Genomic DNA, 24537 nt, shown 5'->3' with positions numbered 1-24537 from the left:
GCCGAAAATGGTGTTTTGCGAGAACCGGAGCGGAGTGTACTTTAAGGTACATGAGCACCGGAAGCGCAGCAAAGCGCCATTTGCAGGCCGTCAGAAGCTGAATCCTAATGGAAGTCCCGTGAGTTCGGCATGATTTTTACATTTCGCGGATGATGCGCCATCTGGGATGGGGCGACGAGGCGCTGCGCTTCGCGCCCGCTCATCTCGATCAGCGCTGCCGAACGGTCCTGCAATTTCGCCGCCACCAGATGCACCACCCCTTCGGGGCTGCGCTGGATGCGGCCTTCGATATGGATCAGCCGCGCCCCCATCACTTCGCGGCGAAACGCCTTCATGATCTTCGGCCAGACGACGATATTGGCGATGCCGGTTTCATCCTCGATGGTGAGGAACACCACGCCCTTGGCGCTGCCGGGGCGCTGGCGCACGGTGACGACGCCCGCCACTTTCATGCGGCGTCCGTCGGCGCCTTCCTGCACGGCGCGGCAGGTGGAAACGCCTTCCGTCGCAAGCCCCTCGCGCAGATATTGCAGCGGATGCCCTTTCAGCGAAAGCCGCGTCGTCTCGTAATCGGCAATCACATGCTCGGATGCCGCCATTTCGGGAAGTTTTGTGCGCGGTTCCTCCGCCAGCTCGCTGGTCGCTGCGGCGCGGAACAGCGGCAGCGTTTCGTCATTGGGCAGGCGGCGCACGGCCCACAATGCGGCGCGGCGGTCGATATCGAGCGAGCCGAAGGCATCGGCATCGGCCAGAAGAGTGAAGGCGCGCCGGTCGAGCCGCAGCCGCCGGTGCATGTCCTCGATAGTGCTGTAGGGCTCCTGCCGGTCGGCAATCAGGAGTTCGGTGTCCCGTTTGGAAAAACCGTCGATCTGGCGGAAGCCGAGCCGCAGCGCCAGGCGAATATCGGGCGTTTCCTCCAGAATATTATCCCATTGGCTGAAATTCACATCGACGGGCAGCACCGTCACGCCATGCTCGCGGGCATCGCGCACGATCTGGGCGGGCGCGTAAAAACCCATGGGCTGGGAATTGAGAAGGGCGGCGGCGAACACTTCCGGATGGTGGCATTTGAGCCATGCGGAAATATAGACCAGATGCGCAAAGCTCGCCGCATGGCTTTCGGGAAAGCCATATTCGCCGAAGCCCTTGATCTGATTGAAGCAGTTTTCGGCAAAGGTCCGCTCGTAGCCGCGCCTGACCATGCCTTCGATCATCTTTTGCTCCATCGTATGGATGGTGCCCATCTTGCGGAAGGTGGCCATGGCGCGGCGCAGCTGGTTGGCCTCATCGGGGGTGAATTTTGCGGCCTCCATGGCAATGCGCATCGCCTGTTCCTGAAAAAGCGGGACGCCCATCGTCTTGCCGAGAATCTGCCGCAGCTCGTCCGGCGGGCCGTGCTCCGGCGCGGGCGAAGGCAAGGTGGAGGGCTCCTGTCCGTTTCGCCGGCGCAGGTAAGGATGCACCATGTCGCCCTGAATGGGGCCGGGGCGCACAATGGCGACCTCGATGACGAGATCGTAGAACTCACGCGGTTTCAGGCGTGGCAGCATGTTCATCTGGGCGCGGCTTTCCACCTGAAACACGCCGAGCGAATCGCCCGTGCACAGCATGTCGTAGACGCGCTTGTCTTCGCGCGGCAGATTGGCCAGCGTCAGCTTTTCGCCGCCATAAAGCTGCGGCTTGTGCTGGTGAATGAGGTCCAATGCCTTGCGGATGCAGGTGAGCATGCCGAGCGACAGAACATCGACCTTCATCAGCCCCACCTCGTCGATATCGTCCTTGTCCCATTCGATGAAGGAGCGGTCCTTCATTGCCGCCGGGCCGATGGGCACGGTCTCGTCCAGCCGGTCGCGGGTGAGCACGAAACCGCCGACATGCTGCGACAGATGACGCGGAAAGCCGATCAGCGTGATGGCAAGTTCCACCGCGCGCCGGATGATGGGGTTCTCGGGATCAAGGCCCGCCTGTCTTATATGCTGCTTGTCGATGCCGCCGCCCGATATGCCCCACACCGTATTGGCGAGCGCCGCCGTCACGTCTTCGGTCAGGCCCAGCGCCTTGCCGACATCGCGAATGGCGCTGCGGGACCGATAGCTGATGACGGTCGCGACAATGGCGGCGCGGTCCCTTGAGTAGCGGTCATAGACATATTGCATCACCTCTTCGCGGCGCTCATGCTCGAAATCGACATCGATATCCGGCGGTTCCTGCCGCTCGGCGGAGATGAAGCGCTCGAACAGGAGGTCCACTTCCGTCGGGTTCACGCCGGTAATGCCGAGGCAGAAACAGACGACGGAATTGGCCGCCGAGCCGCGCCCCTGACACAGAATCTCTTCTTTGCGGGCATAGTTCACAATGTCATAGACGGTGAGAAAATAGGGTTCGTATTGAAGCTGGGCAATCAGCGCCAGCTCCTTGTTGATCAGCGCCTGCACCTTGGGCGGGATCGTGTCCGCGCCGTAATGGCGGGCAGCGCCTTCCCAGGTGAGATCATGAAGATGCTGCCGTGCCGTCTTGCCGGGCGGAATGGGTTCATCGGGATAGGCATATTTCAGCTCGTCAAGCCGGAAGGTGATGGGCGCCGCGAAATCGGCGGTCGCCGCGACGGCTTCGGGATAATCGCGGAACAGCCGCAGCATTTCCTTCGGCGGTTTCAGATGACGTTCGGCATTCTTTTCCAGAAGCCGCCCGGCTGCAAAAACAGTCGTGTAGTGGCGGGTTGCCGTCAGCACGTCCTGAAGCGCGCGGCGGTCGGGATGATGATAGAGCACGTCATTGGTGGCGATCAGTGGCACATTGGCTTCGGCTGCGAAACGGGCGATGCGTTCCGCGCGGCGCCCGTCGTGCCCCTGATGCGGCATGGCGAGAGCCAGCCAGACGGAGCCGGGGGCGGCCTTGGCGATATCCGCCAGGCGGTCGGCAAAGTCCGGCCTGTCGTCCTCGGGAGGAAAGACCGCGATCTGGAATTGCCGGGCGCGAAACAGCAGGTCGCTCCATTCGAGATGGCATTCCCCCTTGGCGGCGGCGCGGGTCTTGCCTTCGGTCAGCAGGCGGCACAATTGCCCATAGGCGGCGCGATCACGCGGATAGACGACCATGTCCGGCGTTCCGTCGGTGAAGGACAGGCGGCAGCCGATGAACAGCCGGAAATCGCTCTTGTCGCGAAATTCCTTCCATGCCGCATGGGCGCGCACCACACCGGCGAGCGTGTTGCGGTCGGCAATGCCTATGCCGGACAGGCCAAGCGCATGGGCTTGCAAAACCAGTTCCTGCGGATGCGATGCGCCGCAAAGGAAGGAAAAATTGCTGGCAGTAGCCATTTCAAAAAATTGTGCCATCACGCAAACAACCCATGCAGAAACCAGCGCGGATGATTGAGACCGTCATAAAGCCCCTCGCGAAAAATCCAGAAACGCTGGCCGTTTTCGTCCTCCACCCGGTAATAATCACGCAGTTCCGGCACGTTCTGGCCGATTGCACGCCACCATTCCGGCTCGATCCGTTCCGGCCCTTCGGCAAGGCGCACCTGATGGCGCACCCGCCGCCACAGGAAGAAGGAAGGCGGACTGTCAGGCACTTCCGCCACGCTTTCGATCAATTGCGGCGGGCGAAACAGTTTTATGGGGCGCGCGGGCGGATCGCCGGGAAGCACTGGGGAAAGCGCCGGGGGAAGCCCTGAGGGAAGCATCGGAACGCTTTCATGACCGGCTTCGCCCTTGCCGTCCGTATGGAGGGCAGGGCGCAGGCCGAAGGCGCGTTCGGGAATATGGGTGTTGCGCGAAAAGGAAACGAGAACGCGGTCCTGTCCAAGCCGCGCCGAAAGCCGGTCGACAAGCTGGCTGAAACCCGCTTCATCCTCCTCATGCTGGTCGAGCCCCGTCTGGCGCTGGGCGACGGGTGCGCAGCGCAACGCCGCCAGCCGGATCATGTCGAAGCCGAAACCGGCGTCGAGGGGAGAGGTCAAGGCGTTGAGCCTTTCGCGGGCAAGGCGCAGAAAAACCCTGTCGTCGCGCAAGGGCTGGCCGGTTTCGATATGGATATGGCGCACGTCGCCATCGACACGGAAGAAGGAGGCCTCGATCAGCAGCGCGCCCTTGCCCTCCGGTTCAAGCTGCGCAAAAAGCGCCTGCGCCAGTTCCTGCAATATGTGTTCGACCAGCTCCATCCCCGTGACGGGTTCCGACAGGCGGCGTTCGGCGGTGCGGAGCGGCAGGATGCGCAAGGGGGAAATCGGCGCCCGCTCGCGTCGCGCCAGCCGGTCGAGCCGGGTCGCAAGATCGGTGCCGAAACGGGCGGTGAGCGCGGCGCGCGGAAGCCCCATCACATCGCCGATGCGTTTCAGCCCGGCGCGCTTGAGTCCGGTTTCGGCGGCTTGCGTCAGTTCAAGCGCGGAAAGCGGCAGGCGGGGAAGCTGCCGGTCGGCCTCCGCCTTGCTAAAGACACCGCCCTTCGTTCCCCGTGCCAGAAGCCGTGCGGCAAAACTGTTGTCGGCAATCGCTGCCTGCACCTTCAGCCCGGCGCGTTCGATGCGGCCGATGGCGTCGGCGCGCATGGCGGCGAGCCCGCCGAACAGATGCGCGCAGCCGGTTATGTCGAGCATCAGCCCATGCGGCTCATCATAGGCGACGAGCGGAGTGTAGCGCTCGCACCAATGGGCAAGGCGCTTGAGCAATGCCGCATCCTGTTCTGGTGCTGCGGCCGCCACTTCCAGCCTTTCCACGCGGGCGCGGGCATCCGTCAGCGCCATGCCGGGGAAAAGACCGAGCCTTGCCGCCGCCGCATCCACCGCCGTCAGGCGCAGCGCATTGGCCGTGCGCTCGGTCACCACCAGGGGCGGGCGCTCCCTGCCGTCATGCGGAACGGCGCGGCGAAGCCGGTCGGTCGGCAGAAACGGAAACCACAGGGCGAGAAACAAGCGTTCTGCCGTCCCGTTCTCGTGCACCAAATTCAAGGGTTTCATTGTTCCATTCCATGATCCATTGTCCGCATGTGCCGTGGCGGTTGCGCTCCAGCACGGCGGAAAAGGCGGGCTTTCCCGGCGCACTCGCTCCGCTTGAACGCGATGGCGCGGGCGCCACCCGCCAGCGGCTGACGGCAGCGCTTTGCACCGCCGTCCGGTGGCTCCTGAGCAGGATGACGGGCAGCTGCGCGGTTTCTGTTGCAAGAAGCAGGCGGCGCGAGGCGGTGAGGTCGAGACATTTCGGCTGGCCTGTCACCGAGGCGACGACGCCGGAAACAAGATGCGAGGCCTTGCCGCCGCTGCCCGCTTCCAGCGCATCGTTTGCCGCTTTCAGCACATCCTGCGCCGTGGGGCAGCGCACGATCAGAAGCCGCGACGGATCGATGCCGAAGGCATGGAGCCCCGGCGGATAAAGCCCGCCATATTCGCTTGCAGCCTTTTCCTCCTCGATCCAGATGATGGGGCGCCGATATTGTGTGGAGCGCTCGGCCGCGCGGGCGGCAAAGGCGAGCGCAAAGCCGGTCGCCGCCATATGCGCGCCCGGATTTTCGGCAAAGACCTCGTGCAGCGCATCGCCCGCCAGACCATGCGGAAAGGCGGCATCGGCCCCGGCAAGGCCAAGCGTGAAACTGCGGGCGCGCGCAAAACCGCACCTGTCCTCGCTTCCTGTCCTGCTGGCAAAACTGCCTTGCGGATCATTGCCTGCAATGGCCGTAACCATGCGCCGCAACGCCGCGATGTCGATGCCGCTCACGTTCGATTCCTGTCAAATTGTTCTCTATTTGTTCTAGTATTGAATCGAGCGAGGCAAGAGTCAAGCGGGATCCGTCGGCGGGATCAGTCGGCGGGATCAGCCGGGAGCATGTGTGGATAAGAAAAATCCCTCCCTGGAGCGCCCTGCGTCCATTGGGACGCACAAAGGTCGCTCTGAGAGGAAGCATTTATCGTCATGCGATCAGCTGGCACCCCAGTTGCAAATTCGTCGGGCCGTGGCGAAAGAGTGACTTTCGAGTACCGGAGCGGTGCGTATTTGAAGGTAGGCGGGCCCCGGAAGGCAGACAAGGCGCTCTTTCAGCCCCGGCCTCACGAAGAATGCAACTGTAGTATCAGGCAGCTTCACGGAAAGGCACGCCTGCCAGTTGCTCCAGATGACCGGGCAGGTCCGTGCCAGCGCCAGCCGCATTGATCGTGTCGAAATAATCATGCCAGCCGGTGGCGGTGATTCCGGCAATCAGCATGTCGAGGGCTGCTTCGTCCGGGAAACGCCAGATGGCGAAGAAATTCTGACCGGGTGCAAAAGGCTTTGTCGCGTCGACAGGCCCCAACGCCAAAGCCTCGATACCGAGCGCCGCAAGTCCGCCCATGCCCGCGCCGACTTTCTCGAAGAAGGCCTGCCGGCCTTCAGCATCGAGTGCGTGCCAGCTCGATTTCGGGGAATAAAGCTCGGCGAGGTAATAGGTCATGTCATATCCCTTAGGGTTTCATTGATCTTGAAGGAGCGACCGGCATCGGTGCGGCTCCAGATGCGGCGCAGCAAGGTGCTGAGAAGCTGCTGTTCGCCTGACGAGAGATCGCTCATCAGGCTTGCAATCCATGCGGTATGTTGTTCGAAAAGCTGTTGCGCCAGCAGCACTCCTTCGGATGTCAGCCGGACAGTCAGCTTGCGGCGGTCCGCGCTATCCGCGTGGCGCTTGAGGAAACCGTCGCGCTCCAGCCCGTCCAGCAGGCCGGTGATGGTGGCGCGCGTGACGCCTGCGCGTTCCGAAAGCGCGTGCGGCGAGAGGCCCTCGGGCGCATCGTGCAGCAGAAACAGCAGGACGAACTTGCCCTCAGAAAGCTTGTGCGGCGCCAGTCGGCTGGCGCAATCCCGGTCAATGGCCGCAGCAAGCGACAAGACTTCAAAACAGGCTTTCAGCGCGTCGGTGGACGGGCTGTGCCGGCGTTCCATTTCGCCCAGAAGGGCACGGTGCTTTTGCTCGATAATTTCCATACGGCACCTTATAGTAAGGTACCGTATTAAATGCAAATGATTTGATTGGCTGAGGAGAAAGAGTAGAAAGCTTGAACGATGCGCATATACGGTTTATATATGGTTCGTATATCAAACGCTTATTCTGGACACTGTTATGGGTATCGTAAAGATCGGTGACGAGCTGCATGAAGAACTGCGCAAGGCGAGCGACGTCATGTGCCGTTCGATCAATGCGCAGGCTGAATACTGGATGAAGATCGGCATGCTGGCGCAGGCCCATCCCGACCTGTCGTTCAACGAGATCGTGCAGATGCAGTTGCGCGCAGCGCAGGTTGAGCTGCCGGTTCTGCCGGTGCTGGAAGTGCAGCCGTCATGACCAAGACGCCGGCCGAAGTGGAAAAGATGGCGGCATCCGGCGCGCTGCTCGCCTCGGTTTTTGCCCTTCTCGACCGTACCCCGCTGGCGGGCATGACCACGATGCAGGTCAACGATCTGGTCGAGGACTACATCACCCGCGAATTGCAGGCGCGGCCTGCCAGCAAGGGGCAATATGACTATCCTTATGTGCTGAACAGCTCCAGGAACGAGGTCGTCTGCCATGGCATGCCGTCGAATGACGAGATCATTCAAAACGGCGAGATCATCAACTTCGACATCACGCTGGAAAAGGACGGCTATATCGCCGATTCCAGCAAGACCTACATGGTGGGCGAAGTTGCGCCCTTTGCCTCGCGGCTGGTCCGCGTGACCTATGAGGCGCTGTGGAAGGGAATTGCCGCCGTGCGCCCCGGCGCGACGCTCGGCGATATCGGCCATGCCATCGAACGCCACGCCAAGCGGCATGATTACAGCATCGTGCGGGAATATTGCGGCCATGGCATCGGTCGCGAAATGCACGAGGAACCGCAGGTCCTGCATTTCGGCAAGCCCGGCACCGGGGTTCGCCTGCGCGAAGGCATGGTGTTCACCATCGAGCCGATGCTCAATCAGGGTACGGCCAAGGTGAAGCAGGAAAAGGACGGCTGGACGGTGGTGACGCGTGACGGCAAACTGTCAGCGCAGTTCGAGCACACGGTCGCCGTCACGGCCAATGGCGTGCGGGTGCTGACCTTGCGTCCCGGTGAGGAAAAGATGCTGGCGGCAATCAAGAACGCAGTCTGACATCATCAAATTTTGCCGGCCATCCAGAGCAGAAAGACAATCGTCCCGCCCACGCTCATTCCAGCGGCAAGAATGGTTCCAGCGATGACGGGCGCGAGTTTCAGGACCGAAACATGGGGCGTTATTTCCAGCCGGAAATTCGCCCTGATCTTTTCAGGGGTCAGGCAGGTGATTTCGTAATCCCCGGCTGTCATGCAGTCGAAATATCCCAAGGCATGGGAAGCATTGCCGCGCATATCCGTCCGCCGGACGCTCAACAGAAAGCGGCTTGTGGAATGATAGGCAATCGGCGCGCCGGTCGCGCGCGACTTGATGGCAAACTGCGTTGAGAAATAGGCTGTGCCGGGGAAAATGGTAAACGGCGGAAACACGATGCTGATCGCGTATCGCCCGGCGTTTGGCAAATGAAAGACGTGTGGCCGGGCGTTGCCCGCAAACTGGTGGCGGACCTCAGGCGCAATGATTTTCCATAGAATGGAAATGCAGCGGACCAGCAGATAAATGCCAAGCAGAATGCAGGCAGGCAGGGCCAGATATACAGACAAGATTCACGTCCTGCTCTAAAAACAAAAAGCCCGCCGGGAAGGCGGGCTTTTGTCCGGGTTGGATATGCTTATTTGCGATCACGCGCGGCGAGCGTGCGCAGACGCAGCGCATTGAGCTTGATGAAGCCTGCGGCGTCCTTCTGGTCGTAGGCGCCCTGATCGTCTTCGAAGGTGACGAGCTTGTCGGAATAGAGCGACTTTTCCGATTCACGGCCGATCACCATCACATTGCCCTTGTAGAGCTTGAGCGTGACTTCGCCTTCGACATGGCGCTGGCTGTGATCGATTGCCGCCTGCAGCATTTCGCGTTCCGGCGAGAACCAGAAGCCGTAATAGATGAGTTCCGCATAGCGCGGCATCAGTTCGTCTTTCAGGTGCGCCGCACCACGGTCGAGCGTGATGGATTCGATGGCGCGGTGTGCGGCAAGCAGGATCGTGCCGCCCGGCGTTTCGTAGACGCCGCGGGACTTCATGCCGACGAAGCGGTTTTCCACGAGGTCGAGACGGCCGATGCCGTTGTCGCGGCCATAGTCGTTGAGCTTGGCAAGCAGTGTCGCAGGCGACAGGCGCTCGCCGTTGATCGAAACGGCGTCGCCCTTTTCAAAGCCAATCTTGATGATCGTTGCCTTGTCGGGCGCGGTTTCCGGCGAAATGGTGCGCATATGCACATATTCGGGAGCCTCGACAGCCGGATCTTCCAGAACCTTGCCCTCGGACGAGGAGTGCAGCAGGTTGGCGTCGACGGAGAACGGCGCTTCGCCCTTCTTGTCCTTGGCGACGGGGATCTGATGCTGTTCGGCGAATTCCAGCAGATGGGTGCGGCTCTTGAACGACCAGTCGCGCCACGGGGCGATGATCTTGATGTCCGGGTTCAGCGCGTAAGCGGAAAGCTCGAAACGAACCTGGTCGTTGCCCTTGCCGGTCGCGCCATGCGCGATGGCGTCGGCGCCGGTCTTCCTGGCGATGTCGATCAGGTGCTTGGAGATCAGCGGGCGGGCAATCGAGGTGCCGAGCAGGTAGACGCCTTCATAGACGGCATTGGCGCGGAACATCGGGAAGACGAAATCGCGCACGAATTCTTCGCGCACGTCCTCGATGAAGATTTCCTTGATGCCCAGCATTTCCGCCTTCTTGCGGGCCGGTTCAAGTTCTTCGCCCTGGCCCAGATCGGCGGTAAAGGTCACGACTTCCGCGCCCAGTTCCGTCTGAAGCCACTTCAGGATGATCGAGGTGTCGAGGCCGCCCGAATAGGCGAGAACGACTTTCTTAACGTCTTTCCACTTGCTCATAATTCACTTCCGTCTGATGCGGTGGCGGTTGGAGCGGAACTCCAACAGATATATCCGCAAGTCTTTTACCAGTTGCCAAGCCGCGTGCAAGCCGACGAACTGCGACTTATCGCGAAAACTCATGCGTATTACGTGATCTGTGGTTCGCCAACTTCATAAATGACGAGATTGCGGTCGCTGATGCCAAGCTCGGGCCATGTCGCGCGCCATGCGGCGATATGGGGGGAGGCGAAATGACGGTCGAGCGAGGCTCTGTCGCGCCAGAATTCCTTGACGTGGATCAGGCCGGGCTCCAGCACGTCCTCGGCATAGCCATAGTCCACGCAGCCATCCTCCGCGCGGCTGGCCGCGATCATGACCCGCATGGCTTCGCGCGCCCGCTCGAGGTTTTCCGGCGGCAGGCGGACGGTCCCCACGATCAGCAGCATTCCGGTCTCCATTCCACTGTTCCCTTTGCCGGGAAATTATTCTAGCGTGCGCCATCTCTTGGAGCACATTTCGATGTCTTTTCTGACGAACCTGACCTTCATCCCCGAATGGACGATCTTTGTCCAGTTCGCGATAGCAACCGCGATCCTTTCCATCACGCCCGGCCCCGACATGACGCTGTTCGTCGGGCGCGCCCTGTCCGAAGGCAAGGCCGCGGGCTTTGCCTGCATGGCTGGCGCCAGCACCGGCATCGTCATCCACACCACCATGGTGGCGCTCGGCCTTTCGGCGCTGATCATCGCTTCTCCGGCTGCCTTCACGGCGCTGAAAATCGTAGGCGCGGGCTATCTGGTCTTTCTGGCCGTGCAGGCGATCCGCAAGGGATCGGCCTTCTCGCCGGAAAAGAATGGCGGCAAGAAGCATACGCTGTTCCAGAACTGGCTGACGGGGCTTGGCATCAACCTGCTCAATCCGAAGATCATCCTGTTCAACATGACCTTCCTGCCGCAGTTCGTCTCGGCCCATGACCCGCATGCCATGGGCAAATTGTTCTTCCTCGGCCTGTCGTTCATTCCGATGGCGCTGCCCTTCACCATTCCGATGGTGGTGGCAGCGGACCGTTTCGCCGGGCTCCTGAAAAAGAACCCGACCGTGACGCGCATCGTGGACTGGATGTTTGCGGGCGTATTCTCGGCCTTCGCGCTGAAGATCATCACCGCACAGGCGAAGTAAAAATCAGTTGGTCGGGCGGGATAGAAGCCGTCCGGCATTGCGGCCAGCGAGCAGCCAGTAGACGAAGCTGCCGACGACGCCGGCGCCTGCTATGGCTGCAATCCAGAGCGAGCTTTCCTGTACGCTCCGGTTATCGCTGAACGGAAGCGATGCGCTAGCTGCCGCAAGCCCGATCAGTGCGCCCGCAACGCAGTAGAACAGCGACGACTTGTAACCGCGCGCTTCCGCCAGGATGATCAGGATGAGGGCGGGCAGGAAGCTGAACCCGCCGGCCAGTACCGCAAGCGCGAAACCGCTGACGAACACGGCGCTCCAGAAGCTGGTGGCCGCGAAGAACGAACCGGCATCCGTATCGCTCGCCATCATGACGAAATCGTTCATGAAGGAATCGATGCCGAGGGTACGGAACAGGATGGCGGCCAGAAACCAGCCTGCCGCCAGTACAGCGCAGCAATAGCCGAACACGACGACGACGAAGCGCATGATATAGTCGAGAGTATCGTTCAAGCGCGCTCCCCCATCGGACTGTTATTCACCATGCCCGGCGATCATCATGGCTTCGAGCGCAAGGCGCTCGCTCTTGCGCATGCGCTCGGATTCCGACTTGAGCTGGCCGCAGGCGGCGAGAATGTCGCGGCCGCGCGGCGTGCGGATCGGCGATGCGTAGCCAGCCGCATTCACATAATCGGCAAATTTCTCGATCTGCTCCCATTCCGAGCACTGGTAATTGGTGCCAGGCCACGGATTGAACGGGATCAGGTTGATCTTGGCCGGAATGCCCTGCAACAGCTTCACCAGAAGCTTGGCGTCCTCAAGGCTGTCATTGATGTCCTTGAGCATCACATATTCGAAGGTGATGCGCTTGGCATTGGACAGGCCCGGATATTCGCGGCAGGCCTTGATGAGCTGTTCCAGCGGATACTTCTTGTTGATCGGCACCAGAATGTCGCGCAACTCGTCGCGCACTGCGTGCAGCGAAATGGCGAGCATGACGCCGATCTCGTCGCCGGTGCGATAGATTTCCGGCACGACGCCGGAGGTCGAAAGCGTGATGCGGCGCTTGGAAAGGGACAGGCCGTCGCCATCGGAGGCGATCAGCAGGGCCTTCTTCACTTCCTCGAAATTATAGAGCGGCTCGCCCATGCCCATCATCACGATATTGGTGATCTTGCGCCCTTCGGCAGGCACCATTGCGCCGTCCGGCGTATCCTTGTCAGGAAAATCGCCAAGCCGGTCACGGGCGGTCAAAAGCTGCGCCAGAATTTCTTCCGAGGTGAGGTTGCGCACCAGCTTCTGCGTGCCGGTATGGCAGAACGAGCAGGTGAGCGTGCAGCCGACCTGGCTGGAAATGCACAGCGTGCCGCGGCCTTCCTCAGGGATATAGACGCTTTCGATTTCGACGGGGCGGCCAGCGCCGCGCGGCGGAAAGCGGAACAGCCACTTGCGGGTGCCATCCTGCGAAATCTGTTCCTCGACCACTTCGGGCCGCGCAATGGTGAAATGCTGCGCCAGCAGGGCGCGCAAATCCTTGGAAATATTGCGCATGTCGGCGAAGTCGGAAACGCCGCGCACATAGAGCCAGTGCCACAGCTGGCTGATACGCATTTTCGTCTGGCGTTCCGGCACGCCGACCTTGATCAGCGCTTGCGCCATTTCCTCGCGTGACATGCCGATAAGCGACGGCTTTGCCTCCAGGCTGGCGCGCGCATGGCGGGCAAGCTGGTCGCGCGTATCATCAATGGTAAGGTCGAACGAAATGGACATCTGTTTTCAACTGTTGGAGACGACCGCCGGAAGCGCGCCGATAAGCTTCGCCAGACAATCTGGCCCGAATTCATGGATAAATAGGGTCCGGCACCTGGCTTTTCGACCCTTGTTGCGCGCGCTCTTAGCACACAATATCGCATTCGTCATCCTACATGGAGTCTTGTCTGCCATGCACGGCTGCGGGAATAGCAGCGCCAAACCAAAAAGCCGGGCACATGGCCCGGCTTCTGAACTCTATCCGATCGTCTGGATCATTTGCACTTCTGGATGGCTTTCAGCGCATCCGAAATGCCCTTCAGCGAATAGGTGTAGTTGGTCTTGGTGCCCCGCTTCGACTGCGCCTGCACCTTCATCTCCGAACCGCCGCGCATGGCTGCGATGAGCTGCGGCTCTTCGGCTGCATTTTCCATCCAGCCCGACTTGCCGTTGACGAACATGTTGAAACTGCGGTTGCCGATGGAGACGACGACCTTGGCATTGGTGTTGAGGTCGTAACCGGCCATGAATTGCGGTTCGAACGAGATGTTCTGGCCGGGCTTCTGGCTCACGAGGAAGAAGTTGTCACCGTGATCGACACTGGCCGGAGCCTTCTGGGTCGGTACGGAGAGGACATAGCAGACCTTGCCGTTGCCCGACTGATAGCTGTAGGCGCCCCAGGCATTGAACTGGCTGATCTGGCTCGGGGTCTGGGCGAGTGCCGAGCCCGCCATCCCAATCATGAACACAGAAGCCGCGACGATCGATTTTCCAAGCATTGGTTTTTACCGGTTCTCTTTCGTTTGCTTCAAACTTGAATATCGGGATGCCGCCGTTCATCACGCCGTCCCGCTCAGTTGCCGATTAAAGTGCCTTAATCTGGGTTACCAAACGGTGAAGTTTCGAAAGAAAACTTTTGAATGAGCAGCCAAGTCGCCCCGCCATCCCTTGATTCAGTTGAATGAAAAGAAAGCGGCGTGAGTAAGGCAGTCGGGTAAGGCAATAAGGCAGTAGGGCAGTAAGGCAGTATGTTAAGGGAATAGGGGAATAAGGGAGTAGGGGAATATGTTTTGTTGCGGACGACCTCAACGCACATATCCTTCTCTGCCCTACTGCCCTACTGCCCTACTGCCCTACTGCCCTACTGCCCTACTGCCCTACTGCCCTACTGCCTCATCTTCCAACGCCTGCTTCGCAGCCAGCCGGTGCGCGGGCGTGATATGGGCGCGAACGGCGGTCAGCGCCGCCATCAGCACAGCAACGTCGTCCGTGAAGCCGATACCGGCCAGAAGATCGGGAATGGCGTCGAAGGGCAGGACGAAATAGGCGAGCGCCGCCATCAGCGTCATGCGCACGCGGGTCGGCGTCTTCTGGTCGAGCGCGCAGTAATAGGCTGCAACCACCTCGTCCATGAACGGCACCATGCGACCGGCGCGGCGCGCGGCCTTCCAGAATCCGTTCTTCACCCGGTCGCTGCGCTTCTTGAATTCGCTCTCGCTGCCCGGTTCGAGGATTTCACCGATTCTGACGTCATCCATTCTCGTTCAACTCCTGTCGTCCCGATTGCGTTGACACGGGCCATGACCGGTTAACGCTACAGTTGAAAAATCGTCAGGCCGTGGCGAAAAGAGTGATTTTCGAGCACCGGAGCGCAAAAATTGCTCTTTGCAGCCCGGCATCACGAGGAATGCAACTGCAGCGCTAAAAATGGGGAGTTCGTGCCTTCCTTGCAAGTCCGGGCGATTTCGCCCCGGTCCGATCCTGCCAGAACCATCAGCTACAACGGCCCCGTCAAATCCCCAAAATACAGATTCGACCGGATCGCTTCGGAAGCGTTTTGGACGCGCGACGAAGCAGGTGCGGAATGAATGGAGGGTTTGATGCATTTGACCGGCTATGGGGAAAACTTCATCCGCAGCGACCGTTCAACACGGCTGTTTCGCGGCAACCAGCTGCTGGCCGCCGGAAGCGAGGACGATTACATCACCATCGATCTGTTCGAGGCCGGATGCTATGATGCCGCCGTCTATCTGCGGTTCCTCTTCGGCGCCGGAATCTCGCTCAACACCCTGCGCGGCACGTCCAGCCAGAACTGGATACCCATCCTGAATTTCAGGGCGGGCGAGCAATGGAACGGCTATTCGGCGCTGCCCTTTGGCAAGGCCATCGGCTTTTATGACGTTCAGGCGGGGCATATTTTCCACGCCGCCATCTCGCTCGGCGATGTCTATATCCGCGGCGTCCATGGCGGCAAGCTCGGGCAGAACTGGCAGGACCGCACCAACCTGACCCGCGTCCTTCCCTATTCCAGCCGCAACGCCGATGGCAGCTTCAACTATGACCGCCGGAAAATATATGTCTATATTTCAAAGCTCTAAATTCAGGCTATAGCATTCATTTTGCGCGCAAGCTTGATATCGAGTTCGGTAATGCCGTTCTCGCTATGGGTCGAAAGCGTGACATCGACGCGGTTATAGACATTGAACCATTCGGGATGATGGTCGAGCTTTTCCGCGTGAAGCGCCGCGCGCGTCATGAAGCCGAAGGCGGCATTGAAATCCTTGAACCTGAAGCTTTTGGAAATGGCCTCGCGTCCATCGGTCTTCTGCCAGCCCTCCAGCTCCTTGAGCGCTTCGTTCAGTTCGTTTTCCGTCAGCCGGTTGCGTGCCATCGTCTTTCGCCTATGTTGCGGTTCCTGAACAAACTTATCATGAGCGCGAGAGTTCCGTGACCGTATCAGCAACCGCAAAAGCCCCAGCCAGCATTTTATTTGTTTGCGCTGGCAATATCTGCCGTTCCCCGCTTGCCGAAGGCGTGATGGGGCATGTGCTGGAAAAGCGCGGCATCCGCCATGTGCTGGTCGATTCCGCCGGAACCAATGGCTACCATACCGGCGAGGAGCCGGATGAGCGCTCCATCAGCGTCGCGGCGCGGCATGGCCTCGATATTTCCGGGCAGCATTGCCGCCAGCTGATCGCAGGTGATTTCAGCCGTTTCGACCTGATCCTCGGGATGGACCGTTATAATATGCGGATGATCGCCGGGCGTCAGCCTGCGAATGCAAGCGCGCATATCGGGCTTTTCACCGAGATCGCCGAAGGGCGGGCGGTTGAAATCCCCGATCCCTATTATGGCGGGACCGGGGATTTTGAGAAGGTTTACCGGATGGTTCTGGCGGCTTCCATCGCGCTTGCCGACCAGTTCTGGCCCGTGAAGGACGTGGCGACCAGGGGCCAGGCTTCTTCCACGATGTAAGGTCCGCCGCCGACCGAATCGCGGGACGACATCAGTACGAACCGTCCCACCTTGAAGGGCAGCGTCGCGAAGTTGCCGCGTGAGGAAAGATAGCGCACCACATCGTCGATGCGGGCGTTTCTCAGCCGCGCCAGCGTCACATGCGGCGTGAACTTGCGCGGGTCGGCGGGAATGTGAAGCCGCTGGCAGATCCTTTCGATTTCAGCCTGCAAGGCGTTAAGCTCAGGCGAGGGGGATACACCCGCATAGATGCTGTGCGGCTTCTTGGAGCCGAACGCATTGACACCCGACAGGTTGAGCATGAATTCGGGCCGCCGCACGCGATCGAGCGCATTGGCAACCTCGTCGGCCACGTGGCCTTCCACATCTCCGATAAAACGTAGCGTTATGTGGTAGTTTTCGACATCAATCCAGCGTGCGCCGGGGAGACCGCCTCGCAGCAGCGAGAGCGAAAGCGCGGCGTCGCGCGGGATTTCGAGGGCAGTGAAAAGACGCGGCATAAGGCATCCTCCTCGAAGCGTTCCATGTCAGAGCGCCGGGCATCCAAAGGATGCATAAAGGACACTCTAACCTAGAGAGTCAGTGCATCGTTCCATCGAAATTGATTCGATATTCGCCGATACACCCGAAGCGAATCAAAGTTTCATAGCGGGGGCAAGCTGTTTATGCTCCCGGCGGGCTTCAGCCTCCTGATGTCCCCTTGTTTTGCATGTTCGTCAGGCTCTTTTCGATAGTGGGCATAAAATTGGAGACCATCGTTTCGACGCCTTTCTCATTGGGGTGCATTCCGTCCTCGAGCAAAAGGTCCTTTTTGGTTGCTACGCCGTCGAGGAAAAACGGGTAGAGCGGCACACCATATTTCTGTGCCAGCTTGGGATAGATCGGGTTGAACCGGGCGGCATAGTCCTTGCCCATGTTGGGCGGGGCCATCATGCCGGCAAGAATGACCGAAATGCCGCGCTGCTTGAGGCGCGCCAGCATTTCATCAAGGTTCTTTTCGGTAATGTCGGGCTCGATGCCGCGCAGCGCGTCATTGGCGCCAAGTTCGAGGATGACGAGATCGGTGCCATCGGGCACCGACCAGTCGATGCGCGAAAGCCCGCCGGTGGTGGTATCGCCCGACACGCCCGCATTCTCGATCGAAACCTCGACGCCCTTGTCATTGAGCGCCTTTTCAAGCTGCTGCGGAAAGGCGGCATTGGACGGCAGCAGATAGCCGGCCATCAGGCTGTCGCCGAAGCCGACGATCCTGATCTGCGACAGCTGCTCGGTGGGCAGTGCGTCTTCAAGGCCGGTCGGTTCTTCCTGTGCCTGCGCCGTCGCGATGGGGCCCGCCGCCATGAAAGACGCCATTACCGCAAAAATAGGGAGCCATGCCGGAATTGATAGTTTGAAACGCATCGTCGAAAACCCATATTTGAGGGGCTGTGGGCAAATGGCCCGCCGGACTTCTCTTCAATAACTGGCGCAACATAAGTTCAAATTTGTGACGCGCTGTTTGGTTCCAAAGACTCATATAGGATAAAAACCGCGTGACGGAACAGGTTGTTGGCCCGATTATCGAACTTGAGAACGTTCACCTGACCCTTGGTCACGCCGCTTCGCTGGTGCATGTGCTGAAGGGTGTCTCCCTTCATATATCGCAAGGACAGTCAGTCGGAATCGTCGGTCCGTCCGGTTCCGGCAAGTCCACGCTGCTGATGGTTCTGGCTGGGCTGGAGCATGTCGATAACGGAACTGTGAAGATCGCGGGCGAGACCATCAGCCGGATGAGCGAAGATCAGGCGGCCGCTTTCCGTGGCGCCAATATCGGCATCGTGTTCCAGTCCTTCCACCTCATTCCCAACATGACCGCGCTCGAAAATGTCGCCGTGCCGCTGGAGCTTGCCGGTCGCCGCGATGCGTTCGAGGTGGCGGAGCGGGAATTGCGCGCCGTGGGCCTCGGCGAACGCCTTACCCATTATCCGTCCGAGCTTTCCGGCGGCGAACAGCAGCGCGTCGCCATCGCGCGCGCCCTCGCGCCAAGCCCGAAGATACTGATCGCGGATGAGCCAACCGGCAATCTCGACACCACGACAGGGCGTCAGATTGCCGACCTCCTGTTCGCCAAGCAGCGCGAGAACGGCCTGACCATGGTGCTGGTCACGCATGACCCGGCGCTGGCCGCGCGCTGCGACATCGAAATTCCGGTGCGCTCGGGCCGGATCGAGGAACCCGCGCAGGGCGGTACCGTTTCCGAAACGCTGGCGGCTGGCGCATGAGTGCGGCACAGTCATTCCTGCTCGCCCTCCGCTTCGCGCTCCGTGAAATGCGCGGTGGGCTTGCCGGTTTCTATATTTTCCTCGCCTGTATCGCGCTTGGGGTTGCCGCCATCGGCGGCGTCAATTCGGTGGCGCGTTCGGTCAGCACCGGCATTGCCGCGCAAGGCCAGAGCATTCTTGGCGGCGATGTCAGCTTCGCGCTCAATCAGCGCGAAACGACGGCGGAAGAACGCGCCTTCATCGAAAGGCAGGGCAGGCTTGCCGAAAGCGCTACCATGCGCTCAATGGCGCGCATGCCGGATGGCTCCGACCAGTCGCTGGTCGAAGTAAAGGCGGTCGACGCCGCCTATCCGCTTTACGGCGAACTGAAGGTCGAGCCGCAGCAATCTTTGGCCGATATGACCGGCGAGAAGGACGGCATCTATGGCGCTGCCGTAACCCAGGACTTTCTCAATCGCATGGACCTGTCGCTTGGCGCGAAAGTGCTGCTCGGTTCGCAGACCTTTGAACTGCGCGGCCTGATCGAGAGTGAACCGGACCTGCTTTCTTCCGGCTTCAATTTCGCGCCGCGCTTTCTGGTCTCGCTGGACGGCCTGCGCGCTTCCGGCCTTATCCAGCCGGGCAGCCTCGTCGATCATATCTACAAGGTGGCGTTGCCGGATGGCGCGCCCGATGCCGCCATCGCCGAAGTCAGGCGGCAGGCTGCCGCCGATTTTCCCGATGCAGGCTGGAACATCCGCTCCCGCGCCAATGCCGCTCCGGCGCTCAGCGCCAATATCGAGCGCTTCTCGCAATTCCTGACGCTGGTCGGCCTGACGGCCCTGATCGTCGGCGGCGTCGGCGTTGCGAATGCGGTGCGCGCCTATCTCGACGGCAAGCGCGGCGTGATCGCCACCTTCAAGTCGCTGGGCGCGCCTGCGCGTTTCGCCGTGCTGGTCTATCTGGTGCAGATCATGGTGATCGGCCTGATCGGCATCGCCATCGGTCTGGTGCTGGCGGCGATCATCCCCTATGCGGCGGCGCTGGCGCTTGCCAATTACCTGCCGGTCGCCGGTGGCGGCGGTTTCTTCCCCGGCGCGCTGGCGCTTGCCGCCATCTTCGGCCTCATCACCACGCTTGCCTTCGCGATCATTCCGCTTGGCCGCGCGCGCGATATTCCGGCGACGGCGCTTTTCCGCGAACAGGGGTTTGAGCAGCGCGGCCTGCCGCCGCTGCTTTATCTCGCCCTTGCGGTTCTGCTGATTGCAGCGCTTGCGGGGCTCGCGCTCTACGTCGCCTATGACCGGCGCATCGCGGCGATCTTCATCGTCTCGGCCATTGCTGCCTTCGGCGTTCTCCGGCTTGTCGCGGACGGCATCCGCTGGCTTGCCCGCCGGGTGCCGCGCGTGCGCTCGACGGCGCTGCGGCTCGCAGTGGGCAACATCCATCGTCCGGGCGCGCTCACGCCCTCTGTGGTGCTTTCGCTGGGCCTTGGCCTGACGCTGATGGTGGCAATCGCGCTGATCGACGGCAATCTGCGCCGTCAGGTGACGGAAAACATTCCCGCGCAGGCGCCCGATTTCTTTTTCGTCGACATTCAGAACCGCGACATCGGCGACTTCACCAAACTGGTGAGCGGCATCGTGCCGGATGGCAAGCTCACTTCCGGGCCGATGCTGCGCGGCCGCATCGTCGCCTTCAACGGCACCAATGTGCGCGACATGACCATCCCGCCGGAAGCAGCCTGGGTGCTACGCGGCGACCGCGGCATAACCTTTTCCGATAGCGTCCCCGAAAACTCGACGCTGACGGAAGGCGAATGGTGGCCCGCTGGCTATGGCGGCGAGCCGCTGGTGTCCTTCGCGGAGCGCGAAGGCAAGGAACTCGGCCTGAAGCTCGGCGACACGGTGACGGTCAATGTGCTTGGCCGCAACATAACTGCAAGGATCGCAAGCTTCCGTCAGGTCCAGTGGGAAACGCTGGCGATGAACTTCGTCATGGTGTTTTCGCCCAACACCTTCGCCGGCGCGCCTGCGACATGGTTGGCGACGCTCACCATTCCCGACAGCCAGAAGAACCTTGCGCCTGACGTGCTGCGTCAGGTCACAAGGACATGGCCCGCCATCACGACGGTGAGCGTGACCGATGCGCTTGATGTTGCCAATGATCTGATCGGCCAGCTTGCAACCGCCATCCGCGCCGCCGCTTCCATCGCGCTTGCGGCTTCGGTTCTGGTGCTGGGCGGGGCGCTTGCCGCCGGTAACCGCGCCCGCGTCCACGATGCGGTGGTGCTGAAGACGCTCGGCGCGACGCGGGGAACGCTGATCACGGCCTATGTGCTTGAATATATGCTGCTGGGGCTGGCGACGGCGCTCTTCGCGCTCGTCGCTGGCAGCGTGGCGGGATGGTATGTCGTGGTGGAAATCATGAAGCTGAAGGCGAGTTTCCTGCCCGATGTCGCGCTGATGACCGTGGCCATCGCGCTGGTGCTGACGGTCGGTTTCGGCCTCGCGGGCACGTGGCGCGTCCTCGGGCAGAAGCCCGCACAGGTGCTGAGGACGATATGAAGCTTTTGTAATCCTGAAGCTTCCAATTAGGTAACCCCTTGGATCGCATGGATAATGCGGTCGGCTTTTCAAGTCGCCCCATCACGTTTTTTTACAGGTGGTACTTGTACGCGAAGGCCGAAATCCCCATAATGTCAGGCAGGCATGCTGGGGTCCCGCCAGCGGCGCCTGGCGGCGGCTCGGCCTTCATGAGCGCCCCGACACCGGACGGGACATGGCAAGAGGATTTAAGTCATGGCTGACTTTCGCAATATTCAGGCGCAGCAGAGGCCGGTAGGCGGCGCTCGCGCCGATGCAGGCATCGACCAGGGCCTGCGCAGCTACATGCTCGGCGTCTATAACATGATGGCTATCGGCCTGGCCGTTACCGGCCTTGCCGCATTTGCCGTTGCAGCGCTCGCAACGACCACGGACCCGTCCGCAGCCGTCGCCCAGCTCGCCAACGGCAAGATGCTCACCGGCCTCGGTGTGGCGCTCTACACGTCCCCGCTTCGCTGGGTCGTGATGCTTGCGCCGCTCGCGGCAGTGTTCTTCCTGAGCTTCCGCATCGAACGCATGTCGGTCGGCACGGCTAACGCCGTCTTCTGGGGCTATGCAGCTCTCGTCGGCCTGTCGCTGTCGTCGATCTTCCTGGTCTTCACCGGCCAGAGCATCGTTCGCACCTTCTTCGTGACGGCTGCTTCCTTCGGCGCGCTGTCGCTCTATGGTTACACGACCAAGCGCGACCTGTCCGCCATGGGCTCGTTCCTGGTCATGGGCCTGTTCGGCCTGATCCTGGCTTCGGTCGTCAACATCTTCCTCGGCTCCACCGCGCTGCAGTTCGCGATCTCGGTGATCGGCGTCCTGATCTTCGCAGGCCTCACCGCCTACGACACGCAGTCGATCAAGGAAATGTACTACGAAGGCGATTCTTCGGATGCGCATGGCCGCAAGGTCGTGATGGGCGCGCTGCGCCTCTATCTCGACTTCATCAACATGTTCACCTTCCTGCTGCAGTTCATGGGCAACCGTGAATAATCAGCCGAAGAGGCTTGAACAAAAGGGCAGCGGAAACGCTGCCCTTTTTTGCTTTTTTCCGGGCGATTTCTGATGCATGTTAGGGACCCGTCTCCCACGCTGCTGCGGTTTCAACATGCCCGTCATTCGTGATTTCCAGCCTGCCGATATCGAAACAATCACCGCGATCTATTCGGAAGCCGTCCTGACCGGCGCCGGTTCCTACGAGATCGAACCGCCGACCGCCGATGAAATGGCAAGGCGTTTCGCGGCATTGGTGGCGCAGGGCTTTCCGATCCTCGTGGCCGAGGAAAATGACCGGGTTCTGGGCTATGCCTATGCCAGCCATTTCCGCGTCAGGCCCGCCTATCGCTGGCTTGCGGAGGATTCGATCTATATCGCCCCGGATGCCAAGGGAAAGGGCATCGGCAAGCTGCTGCTGCGCGCGCTTATCGAGCGCATTTCCGCTTTGGGCTTCCGTCAGTTGCTGGCGGTGATCGGTGACGGCGAACACAATATCGGTTCGGTCCGGCTGCATGAAAGCCTCGGCTTTGCCCATTGCGGGCGCATCGAGGGTTCGGGCTTCAAACATGGGCGCTGGCTCGACACGGTGCTGATGCAACTGCCGCTCAATGGCGGTCGCTCAACGGAACCGGGAACCCCGCCGCTTACGCCTCCCTCATCCTGAGAGGCCGTTGAAAACGGTGTCTCGAAGGATCAGCTTTCGACGAGCTTGAGGCTCTTGTCGAAAACCCGCAGCACGCGCTCCAGTTCGTGGCCGCGCTTCATGATCAGCCCGCTTGCGGCGATGACCGAATAGGCGCCCTGCTTCTGCGCGAGCTTCGGGTTCTTCTCGATGCGGAAAAGCGGCATCTCGCTTGCACGGCGAAAGATGGAGAACACGGCGCGGTCGCTCAGATGGTCGATGGCATAGTCGCGCCACGTGCCGGAGGCGACCATGCGGCCATAGATGTTCAGGATTTTGCCGAGTTCATGCCGGTTGAAACTGACGGGAGCAGATCGCGCACGGTCGAGAGGAACGACCTTTGGCGAAGCAGACGAGGGGGAAGGGGACGACGAATCCTCATTCGCTGCGCTTGACGTATCCATTTCCTTCCTTTCAGCCTTTTGCGGAGCGCCGCCCGGAAGCCGGACAGGCTCAGGAACAAACTGCGTGCAACCGGGATCGGTGTTCAGCAAGGGTGGTGAAGCGAACCGGACCCGGCGCATGACAACAGGGTGATGCTTTTGTGAAGCAATTTCAAGGGGCCGCGTCCGCGAGCCTGTTTTTGCTGCCGCTCATGGGCCGAAAGAAGCCCCAATAAATAGGGATTAGCGGCGGGAAGCCGTCATTCACGAAAAGAGAATGTGTGTTTGCAATGGTGATTGTTGGCCACATTTTCGCCTTGTCAGCTTCGCATTGCAGCCCGATTATGGCTTCAGCATCTACACGTTGCCTGAGACGGTTCGGTTCGGGCAAGTCCGACCCCAAGCCCCCCGCCCAAAGGACTGCTCGGACCGAACCAACCTTTTCCCGGCCTGGCTGCCAGACCGGTTTCCACTCCGGTTCGATGACCGCTCTGCGAAGCCCGGACAGACGCTTTCCCGCTGAACTTTCTGGAAGAAAACACCGCCGAAGCGCGCATTGCTGCCCGCGCGAACCGGCTGCCTGGAGCATTTCCATCAAAAGTGTAAAACCTCTACGCGGGGATCAGTTCACTGGACTGATTTCTTACCCCGCCTCGATGCGCTGGATAATGCGATAGAACAAGTTAGAGCGGTTCCGGCGATTCTGTTGGAACAGGAACCACTCTAAAGGCCCACGGGCCTCGACTGCTTGAACATGGCTGCGCCATGTATGGCGCCGAGCGAATTGTCGTTGCGGGTCTCCTGCAACACGACGGCGCAACCCGAAACATCCTTGCGTTTCAGTTCTGACGCCGGAATCTCGATCTTCAACGGCTTGCCGTCCCACATGCCGATCGTATCGGTATCGCTGACCGTATTGCGATAGGTGATCGATTCCCCGGCATTTTCGCCCTCCGTGATCGGGATCGTCACCGAATCGCGGAAATAGAACAGGACCACATGCACAGGCGCGTCGGGCTTTTTGCCTGCGCCGATATCGATGGACAGGCGCCCGTCATCGAGCTGCTTGATCGAAACCGGCACATCCAGCTTGTTTGCCGCGATCTGCGTCTTGATGGCTTCGCTGTCGCGGCCATTCACTTCGGCAGTACCGTTGATGACGGCTTGCGGCGTATAGATCATGCGCGCATTGAAGGAATTGCGATAGGCATTCTGCCGGTCGGTGTTTTCCTGATTGGCAAGCGTGTCGCGCCAGCCCATGTAATCCCAGTAATTGACGTGAAACGACAGCGCCAGAACATTGGGATCATCGGCATATCTGGCGAGGTTGCGATCGGCCTGCGGGCAGGATTTGCAGCCCTGGCTGGTATAAAGCTCCAGAACGGTCGTCTTCTTGTCGCTGTCCTGCGCCCGCGCCGGGCCTTGCATGGAAATGCAGCCGGTAACCGCCAGCCCCAGAACGGCACAGATGCTACGCCAGCCGGGCAGATGCTCGCCTGCAAGCCATGGACCTGTCCCGTAGAAGGGGGCGTGGAGTATCACTTCGTTTCATCCTGCAA

At 60.6% G+C, this 24537-nt stretch carries 26 protein-coding genes; 9 read left to right on the top strand and 17 right to left on the bottom strand.

The genetic code is table 11. The features are described 5' to 3' along the window. Nucleotides 1-104: 104 nt before the first annotated feature. The 5 genes from ABWW28_RS13725 to ABWW28_RS13705 form a co-directional block, all read right to left on the bottom strand. The gene (locus ABWW28_RS13725) at nucleotides 105-3338 is read right to left on the bottom strand and encodes an error-prone DNA polymerase (protein ID WP_063619915.1); all 3234 of its coding nucleotides are present in this window, start codon (nucleotides 3336-3338) and stop codon (nucleotides 105-107) included. Next, nucleotides 3338-4915, bottom strand: a complete 1578-nt coding sequence (locus ABWW28_RS13720) for a Y-family DNA polymerase (protein WP_063619916.1) — start codon at nucleotides 4913-4915, stop codon at nucleotides 3338-3340. Before ABWW28_RS13720 ends, ABWW28_RS13725 begins: the two co-directional genes overlap by 1 nt. Then, nucleotides 4851-5714 (bottom strand): ImuA family protein, encoded by an 864-nt coding sequence (locus tag ABWW28_RS13715; RefSeq protein WP_006465797.1) that lies wholly within the window; start codon nucleotides 5712-5714, stop codon nucleotides 4851-4853. Before ABWW28_RS13715 ends, ABWW28_RS13720 begins: the two co-directional genes overlap by 65 nt. 352 nt (nucleotides 5715-6066) lie before the next feature. Continuing rightward, complete coding sequence (locus ABWW28_RS13710; RefSeq protein WP_063619917.1) at nucleotides 6067-6423, bottom strand: DUF6616 family protein; 357 nt, start codon at nucleotides 6421-6423, stop codon at nucleotides 6067-6069. Next, nucleotides 6420-6950 (bottom strand): MarR family winged helix-turn-helix transcriptional regulator, encoded by a 531-nt coding sequence (locus tag ABWW28_RS13705; protein WP_063619918.1) that lies wholly within the window; start codon nucleotides 6948-6950, stop codon nucleotides 6420-6422. Before ABWW28_RS13705 ends, ABWW28_RS13710 begins: the two co-directional genes overlap by 4 nt. Before the next feature lie 136 nt (nucleotides 6951-7086). Here ABWW28_RS13705 and ABWW28_RS13700 point away from each other — a divergent pair, with 136 nt between their 5' ends. After that, nucleotides 7087-7308 carry a ParD-like family protein gene (locus ABWW28_RS13700; protein ID WP_006472948.1) on the top strand — a complete coding sequence of 74 codons (222 nt, stop codon included), beginning with the start codon at nucleotides 7087-7089 and terminating at the stop codon, nucleotides 7306-7308. Further along, on the top strand, nucleotides 7305-8093 hold the full coding sequence (map, locus tag ABWW28_RS13695) for a type I methionyl aminopeptidase (RefSeq protein WP_063619919.1): 789 nt from the start codon (nucleotides 7305-7307) through the stop codon (nucleotides 8091-8093). Before ABWW28_RS13700 ends, map begins: the two co-directional genes overlap by 4 nt. 5 nt (nucleotides 8094-8098) lie before the next feature. Here map and ABWW28_RS13690 read toward each other — a convergent pair whose 3' ends face one another. The 3 genes from ABWW28_RS13690 to ABWW28_RS13680 form a co-directional block, all read right to left on the bottom strand. Beyond that, nucleotides 8099-8638 carry a hypothetical protein gene (locus ABWW28_RS13690; RefSeq protein WP_241084705.1) on the bottom strand — a complete coding sequence of 180 codons (540 nt, stop codon included), beginning with the start codon at nucleotides 8636-8638 and terminating at the stop codon, nucleotides 8099-8101. Between the two features lie 68 nt (nucleotides 8639-8706). Further along, a complete protein-coding gene (locus tag ABWW28_RS13685; RefSeq protein WP_006465803.1) occupies nucleotides 8707-9927 on the bottom strand; it encodes an argininosuccinate synthase in 1221 nt (406 codons plus the stop codon). 128 nt (nucleotides 9928-10055) lie between these two features. Beyond that, nucleotides 10056-10355, bottom strand: coding sequence for a putative quinol monooxygenase (locus tag ABWW28_RS13680; RefSeq protein ID WP_063620066.1), 300 nt, complete (start codon nucleotides 10353-10355; stop codon nucleotides 10056-10058). Nucleotides 10356-10428: 73 nt separating this feature from the next. Here ABWW28_RS13680 and ABWW28_RS13675 point away from each other — a divergent pair, with 73 nt between their 5' ends. Continuing rightward, a complete protein-coding gene (locus tag ABWW28_RS13675) occupies nucleotides 10429-11088 on the top strand; it encodes a LysE family translocator (RefSeq protein ID WP_006472946.1) in 660 nt (219 codons plus the stop codon). A gap of 3 nt (nucleotides 11089-11091) precedes the next feature. Here the strand turns inward: ABWW28_RS13675 and ABWW28_RS13670 are convergent, their stop codons facing one another. The 4 genes from ABWW28_RS13670 to ABWW28_RS13655 all read right to left on the bottom strand — a co-directional run bounded on the left by ABWW28_RS13670 (nucleotide 11092) and on the right by ABWW28_RS13655 (nucleotide 14369). After that, the gene (locus ABWW28_RS13670; RefSeq protein ID WP_063619920.1) at nucleotides 11092-11595 is read right to left on the bottom strand and encodes a hypothetical protein; all 504 of its coding nucleotides are present in this window, start codon (nucleotides 11593-11595) and stop codon (nucleotides 11092-11094) included. A gap of 21 nt (nucleotides 11596-11616) precedes the next feature. Beyond that, nucleotides 11617-12852, bottom strand: coding sequence for a dual-specificity RNA methyltransferase RlmN (rlmN, locus tag ABWW28_RS13665; RefSeq protein WP_021587727.1), 1236 nt, complete (start codon nucleotides 12850-12852; stop codon nucleotides 11617-11619). 254 nt (nucleotides 12853-13106) lie between these two features. Continuing rightward, the gene (locus tag ABWW28_RS13660; RefSeq protein ID WP_006465808.1) at nucleotides 13107-13610 is read right to left on the bottom strand and encodes an invasion associated locus B family protein; all 504 of its coding nucleotides are present in this window, start codon (nucleotides 13608-13610) and stop codon (nucleotides 13107-13109) included. Nucleotides 13611-13988: 378 nt separating this feature from the next. Next, nucleotides 13989-14369 carry a YkvA family protein gene (locus tag ABWW28_RS13655; protein WP_025089826.1) on the bottom strand — a complete coding sequence of 127 codons (381 nt, stop codon included), beginning with the start codon at nucleotides 14367-14369 and terminating at the stop codon, nucleotides 13989-13991. Nucleotides 14370-14711: 342 nt separating this feature from the next. Here ABWW28_RS13655 and ABWW28_RS13650 point away from each other — a divergent pair, with 342 nt between their 5' ends. Next, complete coding sequence (locus ABWW28_RS13650; protein ID WP_245670639.1) at nucleotides 14712-15209, top strand: hypothetical protein; 498 nt, start codon at nucleotides 14712-14714, stop codon at nucleotides 15207-15209. 2 nt (nucleotides 15210-15211) lie between these two features. On the opposite strand, the gene ABWW28_RS13645 is transcribed toward ABWW28_RS13650, so the two are convergent. Continuing rightward, nucleotides 15212-15502: a 4a-hydroxytetrahydrobiopterin dehydratase gene (locus ABWW28_RS13645; protein ID WP_063619921.1), complete on the bottom strand. Its 291-nt coding sequence runs from the start codon at nucleotides 15500-15502 to the stop codon at nucleotides 15212-15214. Nucleotides 15503-15558: 56 nt separating this feature from the next. Here ABWW28_RS13645 and ABWW28_RS13640 point away from each other — a divergent pair, with 56 nt between their 5' ends. Further along, nucleotides 15559-16086 carry a low molecular weight protein-tyrosine-phosphatase gene (locus ABWW28_RS13640; protein ID WP_100651982.1) on the top strand — a complete coding sequence of 176 codons (528 nt, stop codon included), beginning with the start codon at nucleotides 15559-15561 and terminating at the stop codon, nucleotides 16084-16086. Here the strand turns inward: ABWW28_RS13640 and thpR are convergent. Further along, on the bottom strand, nucleotides 15990-16586 hold the full coding sequence (gene thpR / locus ABWW28_RS13635) for an RNA 2',3'-cyclic phosphodiesterase (RefSeq protein ID WP_006465812.1): 597 nt from the start codon (nucleotides 16584-16586) through the stop codon (nucleotides 15990-15992). The two genes, ABWW28_RS13640 and thpR, sit on opposite strands and share 97 nt — an antisense overlap. Nucleotides 16587-16767: 181 nt before the next feature. After that, entirely contained in the window at nucleotides 16768-17487 is a 720-nt protein-coding gene (locus tag ABWW28_RS13630) for an arylesterase (RefSeq protein WP_006465813.1), read from the bottom strand. 131 nt (nucleotides 17488-17618) lie between these two features. Between ABWW28_RS13630 and ABWW28_RS13625 the strand changes: the two genes are divergently transcribed. The 4 genes from ABWW28_RS13625 (at nucleotide 17619) to ABWW28_RS13610 (ending at nucleotide 22577) form a co-directional block, all read left to right on the top strand. Further along, a complete protein-coding gene (locus tag ABWW28_RS13625; RefSeq protein ID WP_063619922.1) occupies nucleotides 17619-18347 on the top strand; it encodes an ABC transporter ATP-binding protein in 729 nt (242 codons plus the stop codon). Further along, complete coding sequence (locus tag ABWW28_RS13620) at nucleotides 18344-20893, top strand: ABC transporter permease (RefSeq protein WP_063619923.1); 2550 nt, start codon at nucleotides 18344-18346, stop codon at nucleotides 20891-20893. Before ABWW28_RS13625 ends, ABWW28_RS13620 begins: the two co-directional genes overlap by 4 nt. 234 nt (nucleotides 20894-21127) lie before the next feature. After that, nucleotides 21128-21910, top strand: coding sequence for a Bax inhibitor-1/YccA family protein (locus ABWW28_RS13615; RefSeq protein ID WP_063619924.1), 783 nt, complete (start codon nucleotides 21128-21130; stop codon nucleotides 21908-21910). A 115-nt stretch (nucleotides 21911-22025) separates the two neighbouring features. Beyond that, entirely contained in the window at nucleotides 22026-22577 is a 552-nt protein-coding gene (locus ABWW28_RS13610; protein ID WP_063619925.1) for a GNAT family N-acetyltransferase, read from the top strand. Nucleotides 22578-22606: 29 nt separating this feature from the next. Here the strand turns inward: ABWW28_RS13610 and ABWW28_RS13605 are convergent, their stop codons facing one another. Beyond that, nucleotides 22607-22999 (bottom strand): DUF2794 domain-containing protein, encoded by a 393-nt coding sequence (locus ABWW28_RS13605; RefSeq protein ID WP_025089820.1) that lies wholly within the window; start codon nucleotides 22997-22999, stop codon nucleotides 22607-22609. 702 nt (nucleotides 23000-23701) lie between these two features. After that, nucleotides 23702-24436: a DUF1223 domain-containing protein gene (locus tag ABWW28_RS13600; RefSeq protein WP_025089819.1), complete on the bottom strand. Its 735-nt coding sequence runs from the start codon at nucleotides 24434-24436 to the stop codon at nucleotides 23702-23704. Between the last annotated feature and the right edge of the window lie 101 nt (nucleotides 24437-24537).

This window comes from Brucella sp. NBRC 14130 (genome assembly GCF_040371715.1).
In the GTDB taxonomy this organism is placed as follows: Bacteria; Pseudomonadota; Alphaproteobacteria; order Rhizobiales; family Rhizobiaceae; genus Brucella; species Brucella intermedia.
Note: the sequence above shows the minus strand (reverse complement) of the source record. Positions and strands in the feature narration are given on the sequence as shown.

What these genes read in the sequence shown, in the direction of transcription:
- ABWW28_RS13675 (WP_006472946.1), top strand. Translation starts at nt 10,429, where the DNA reads ATGTCTTTTCTGACGAACCTGACCTTCATCCCCGAATGGACGATCTTT.
- ABWW28_RS13610 (WP_063619925.1), top strand. Translation starts at nt 22,026, where the DNA reads ATGCCCGTCATTCGTGATTTCCAGCCTGCCGATATCGAAACAATCACC.
- ABWW28_RS13710 (WP_063619917.1), bottom strand. Translation starts at nt 6,423, where the DNA reads ATGACCTATTACCTCGCCGAGCTTTATTCCCCGAAATCGAGCTGGCAC.
- ABWW28_RS13645 (WP_063619921.1), bottom strand. Translation starts at nt 15,502, where the DNA reads ATGGCACGCAACCGGCTGACGGAAAACGAACTGAACGAAGCGCTCAAG.
- ABWW28_RS13650 (WP_245670639.1), top strand. Translation starts at nt 14,712, where the DNA reads ATGCATTTGACCGGCTATGGGGAAAACTTCATCCGCAGCGACCGTTCA.
- ABWW28_RS13605 (WP_025089820.1), bottom strand. Translation starts at nt 22,999, where the DNA reads ATGGATACGTCAAGCGCAGCGAATGAGGATTCGTCGTCCCCTTCCCCC.
- ABWW28_RS13660 (WP_006465808.1), bottom strand. Translation starts at nt 13,610, where the DNA reads ATGCTTGGAAAATCGATCGTCGCGGCTTCTGTGTTCATGATTGGGATG.
- map (WP_063619919.1), top strand. Translation starts at nt 7,305, where the DNA reads ATGACCAAGACGCCGGCCGAAGTGGAAAAGATGGCGGCATCCGGCGCG.
- ABWW28_RS13680 (WP_063620066.1), bottom strand. Translation starts at nt 10,355, where the DNA reads ATGCTGCTGATCGTGGGGACCGTCCGCCTGCCGCCGGAAAACCTCGAG.
- ABWW28_RS13685 (WP_006465803.1), bottom strand. Translation starts at nt 9,927, where the DNA reads ATGAGCAAGTGGAAAGACGTTAAGAAAGTCGTTCTCGCCTATTCGGGC.
- rlmN (WP_021587727.1), bottom strand. Translation starts at nt 12,852, where the DNA reads ATGTCCATTTCGTTCGACCTTACCATTGATGATACGCGCGACCAGCTT.
- ABWW28_RS13700 (WP_006472948.1), top strand. Translation starts at nt 7,087, where the DNA reads ATGGGTATCGTAAAGATCGGTGACGAGCTGCATGAAGAACTGCGCAAG.
- ABWW28_RS13630 (WP_006465813.1), bottom strand. Translation starts at nt 17,487, where the DNA reads ATGCGTTTCAAACTATCAATTCCGGCATGGCTCCCTATTTTTGCGGTA.
- ABWW28_RS13705 (WP_063619918.1), bottom strand. Translation starts at nt 6,950, where the DNA reads ATGGAAATTATCGAGCAAAAGCACCGTGCCCTTCTGGGCGAAATGGAA.
- ABWW28_RS13620 (WP_063619923.1), top strand. Translation starts at nt 18,344, where the DNA reads ATGAGTGCGGCACAGTCATTCCTGCTCGCCCTCCGCTTCGCGCTCCGT.
- thpR (WP_006465812.1), bottom strand. Translation starts at nt 16,586, where the DNA reads ATGCCGCGTCTTTTCACTGCCCTCGAAATCCCGCGCGACGCCGCGCTT.
- ABWW28_RS13615 (WP_063619924.1), top strand. Translation starts at nt 21,128, where the DNA reads ATGGCTGACTTTCGCAATATTCAGGCGCAGCAGAGGCCGGTAGGCGGC.
- ABWW28_RS13655 (WP_025089826.1), bottom strand. Translation starts at nt 14,369, where the DNA reads ATGGATGACGTCAGAATCGGTGAAATCCTCGAACCGGGCAGCGAGAGC.
- ABWW28_RS13725 (WP_063619915.1), bottom strand. Translation starts at nt 3,338, where the DNA reads ATGGCACAATTTTTTGAAATGGCTACTGCCAGCAATTTTTCCTTCCTT.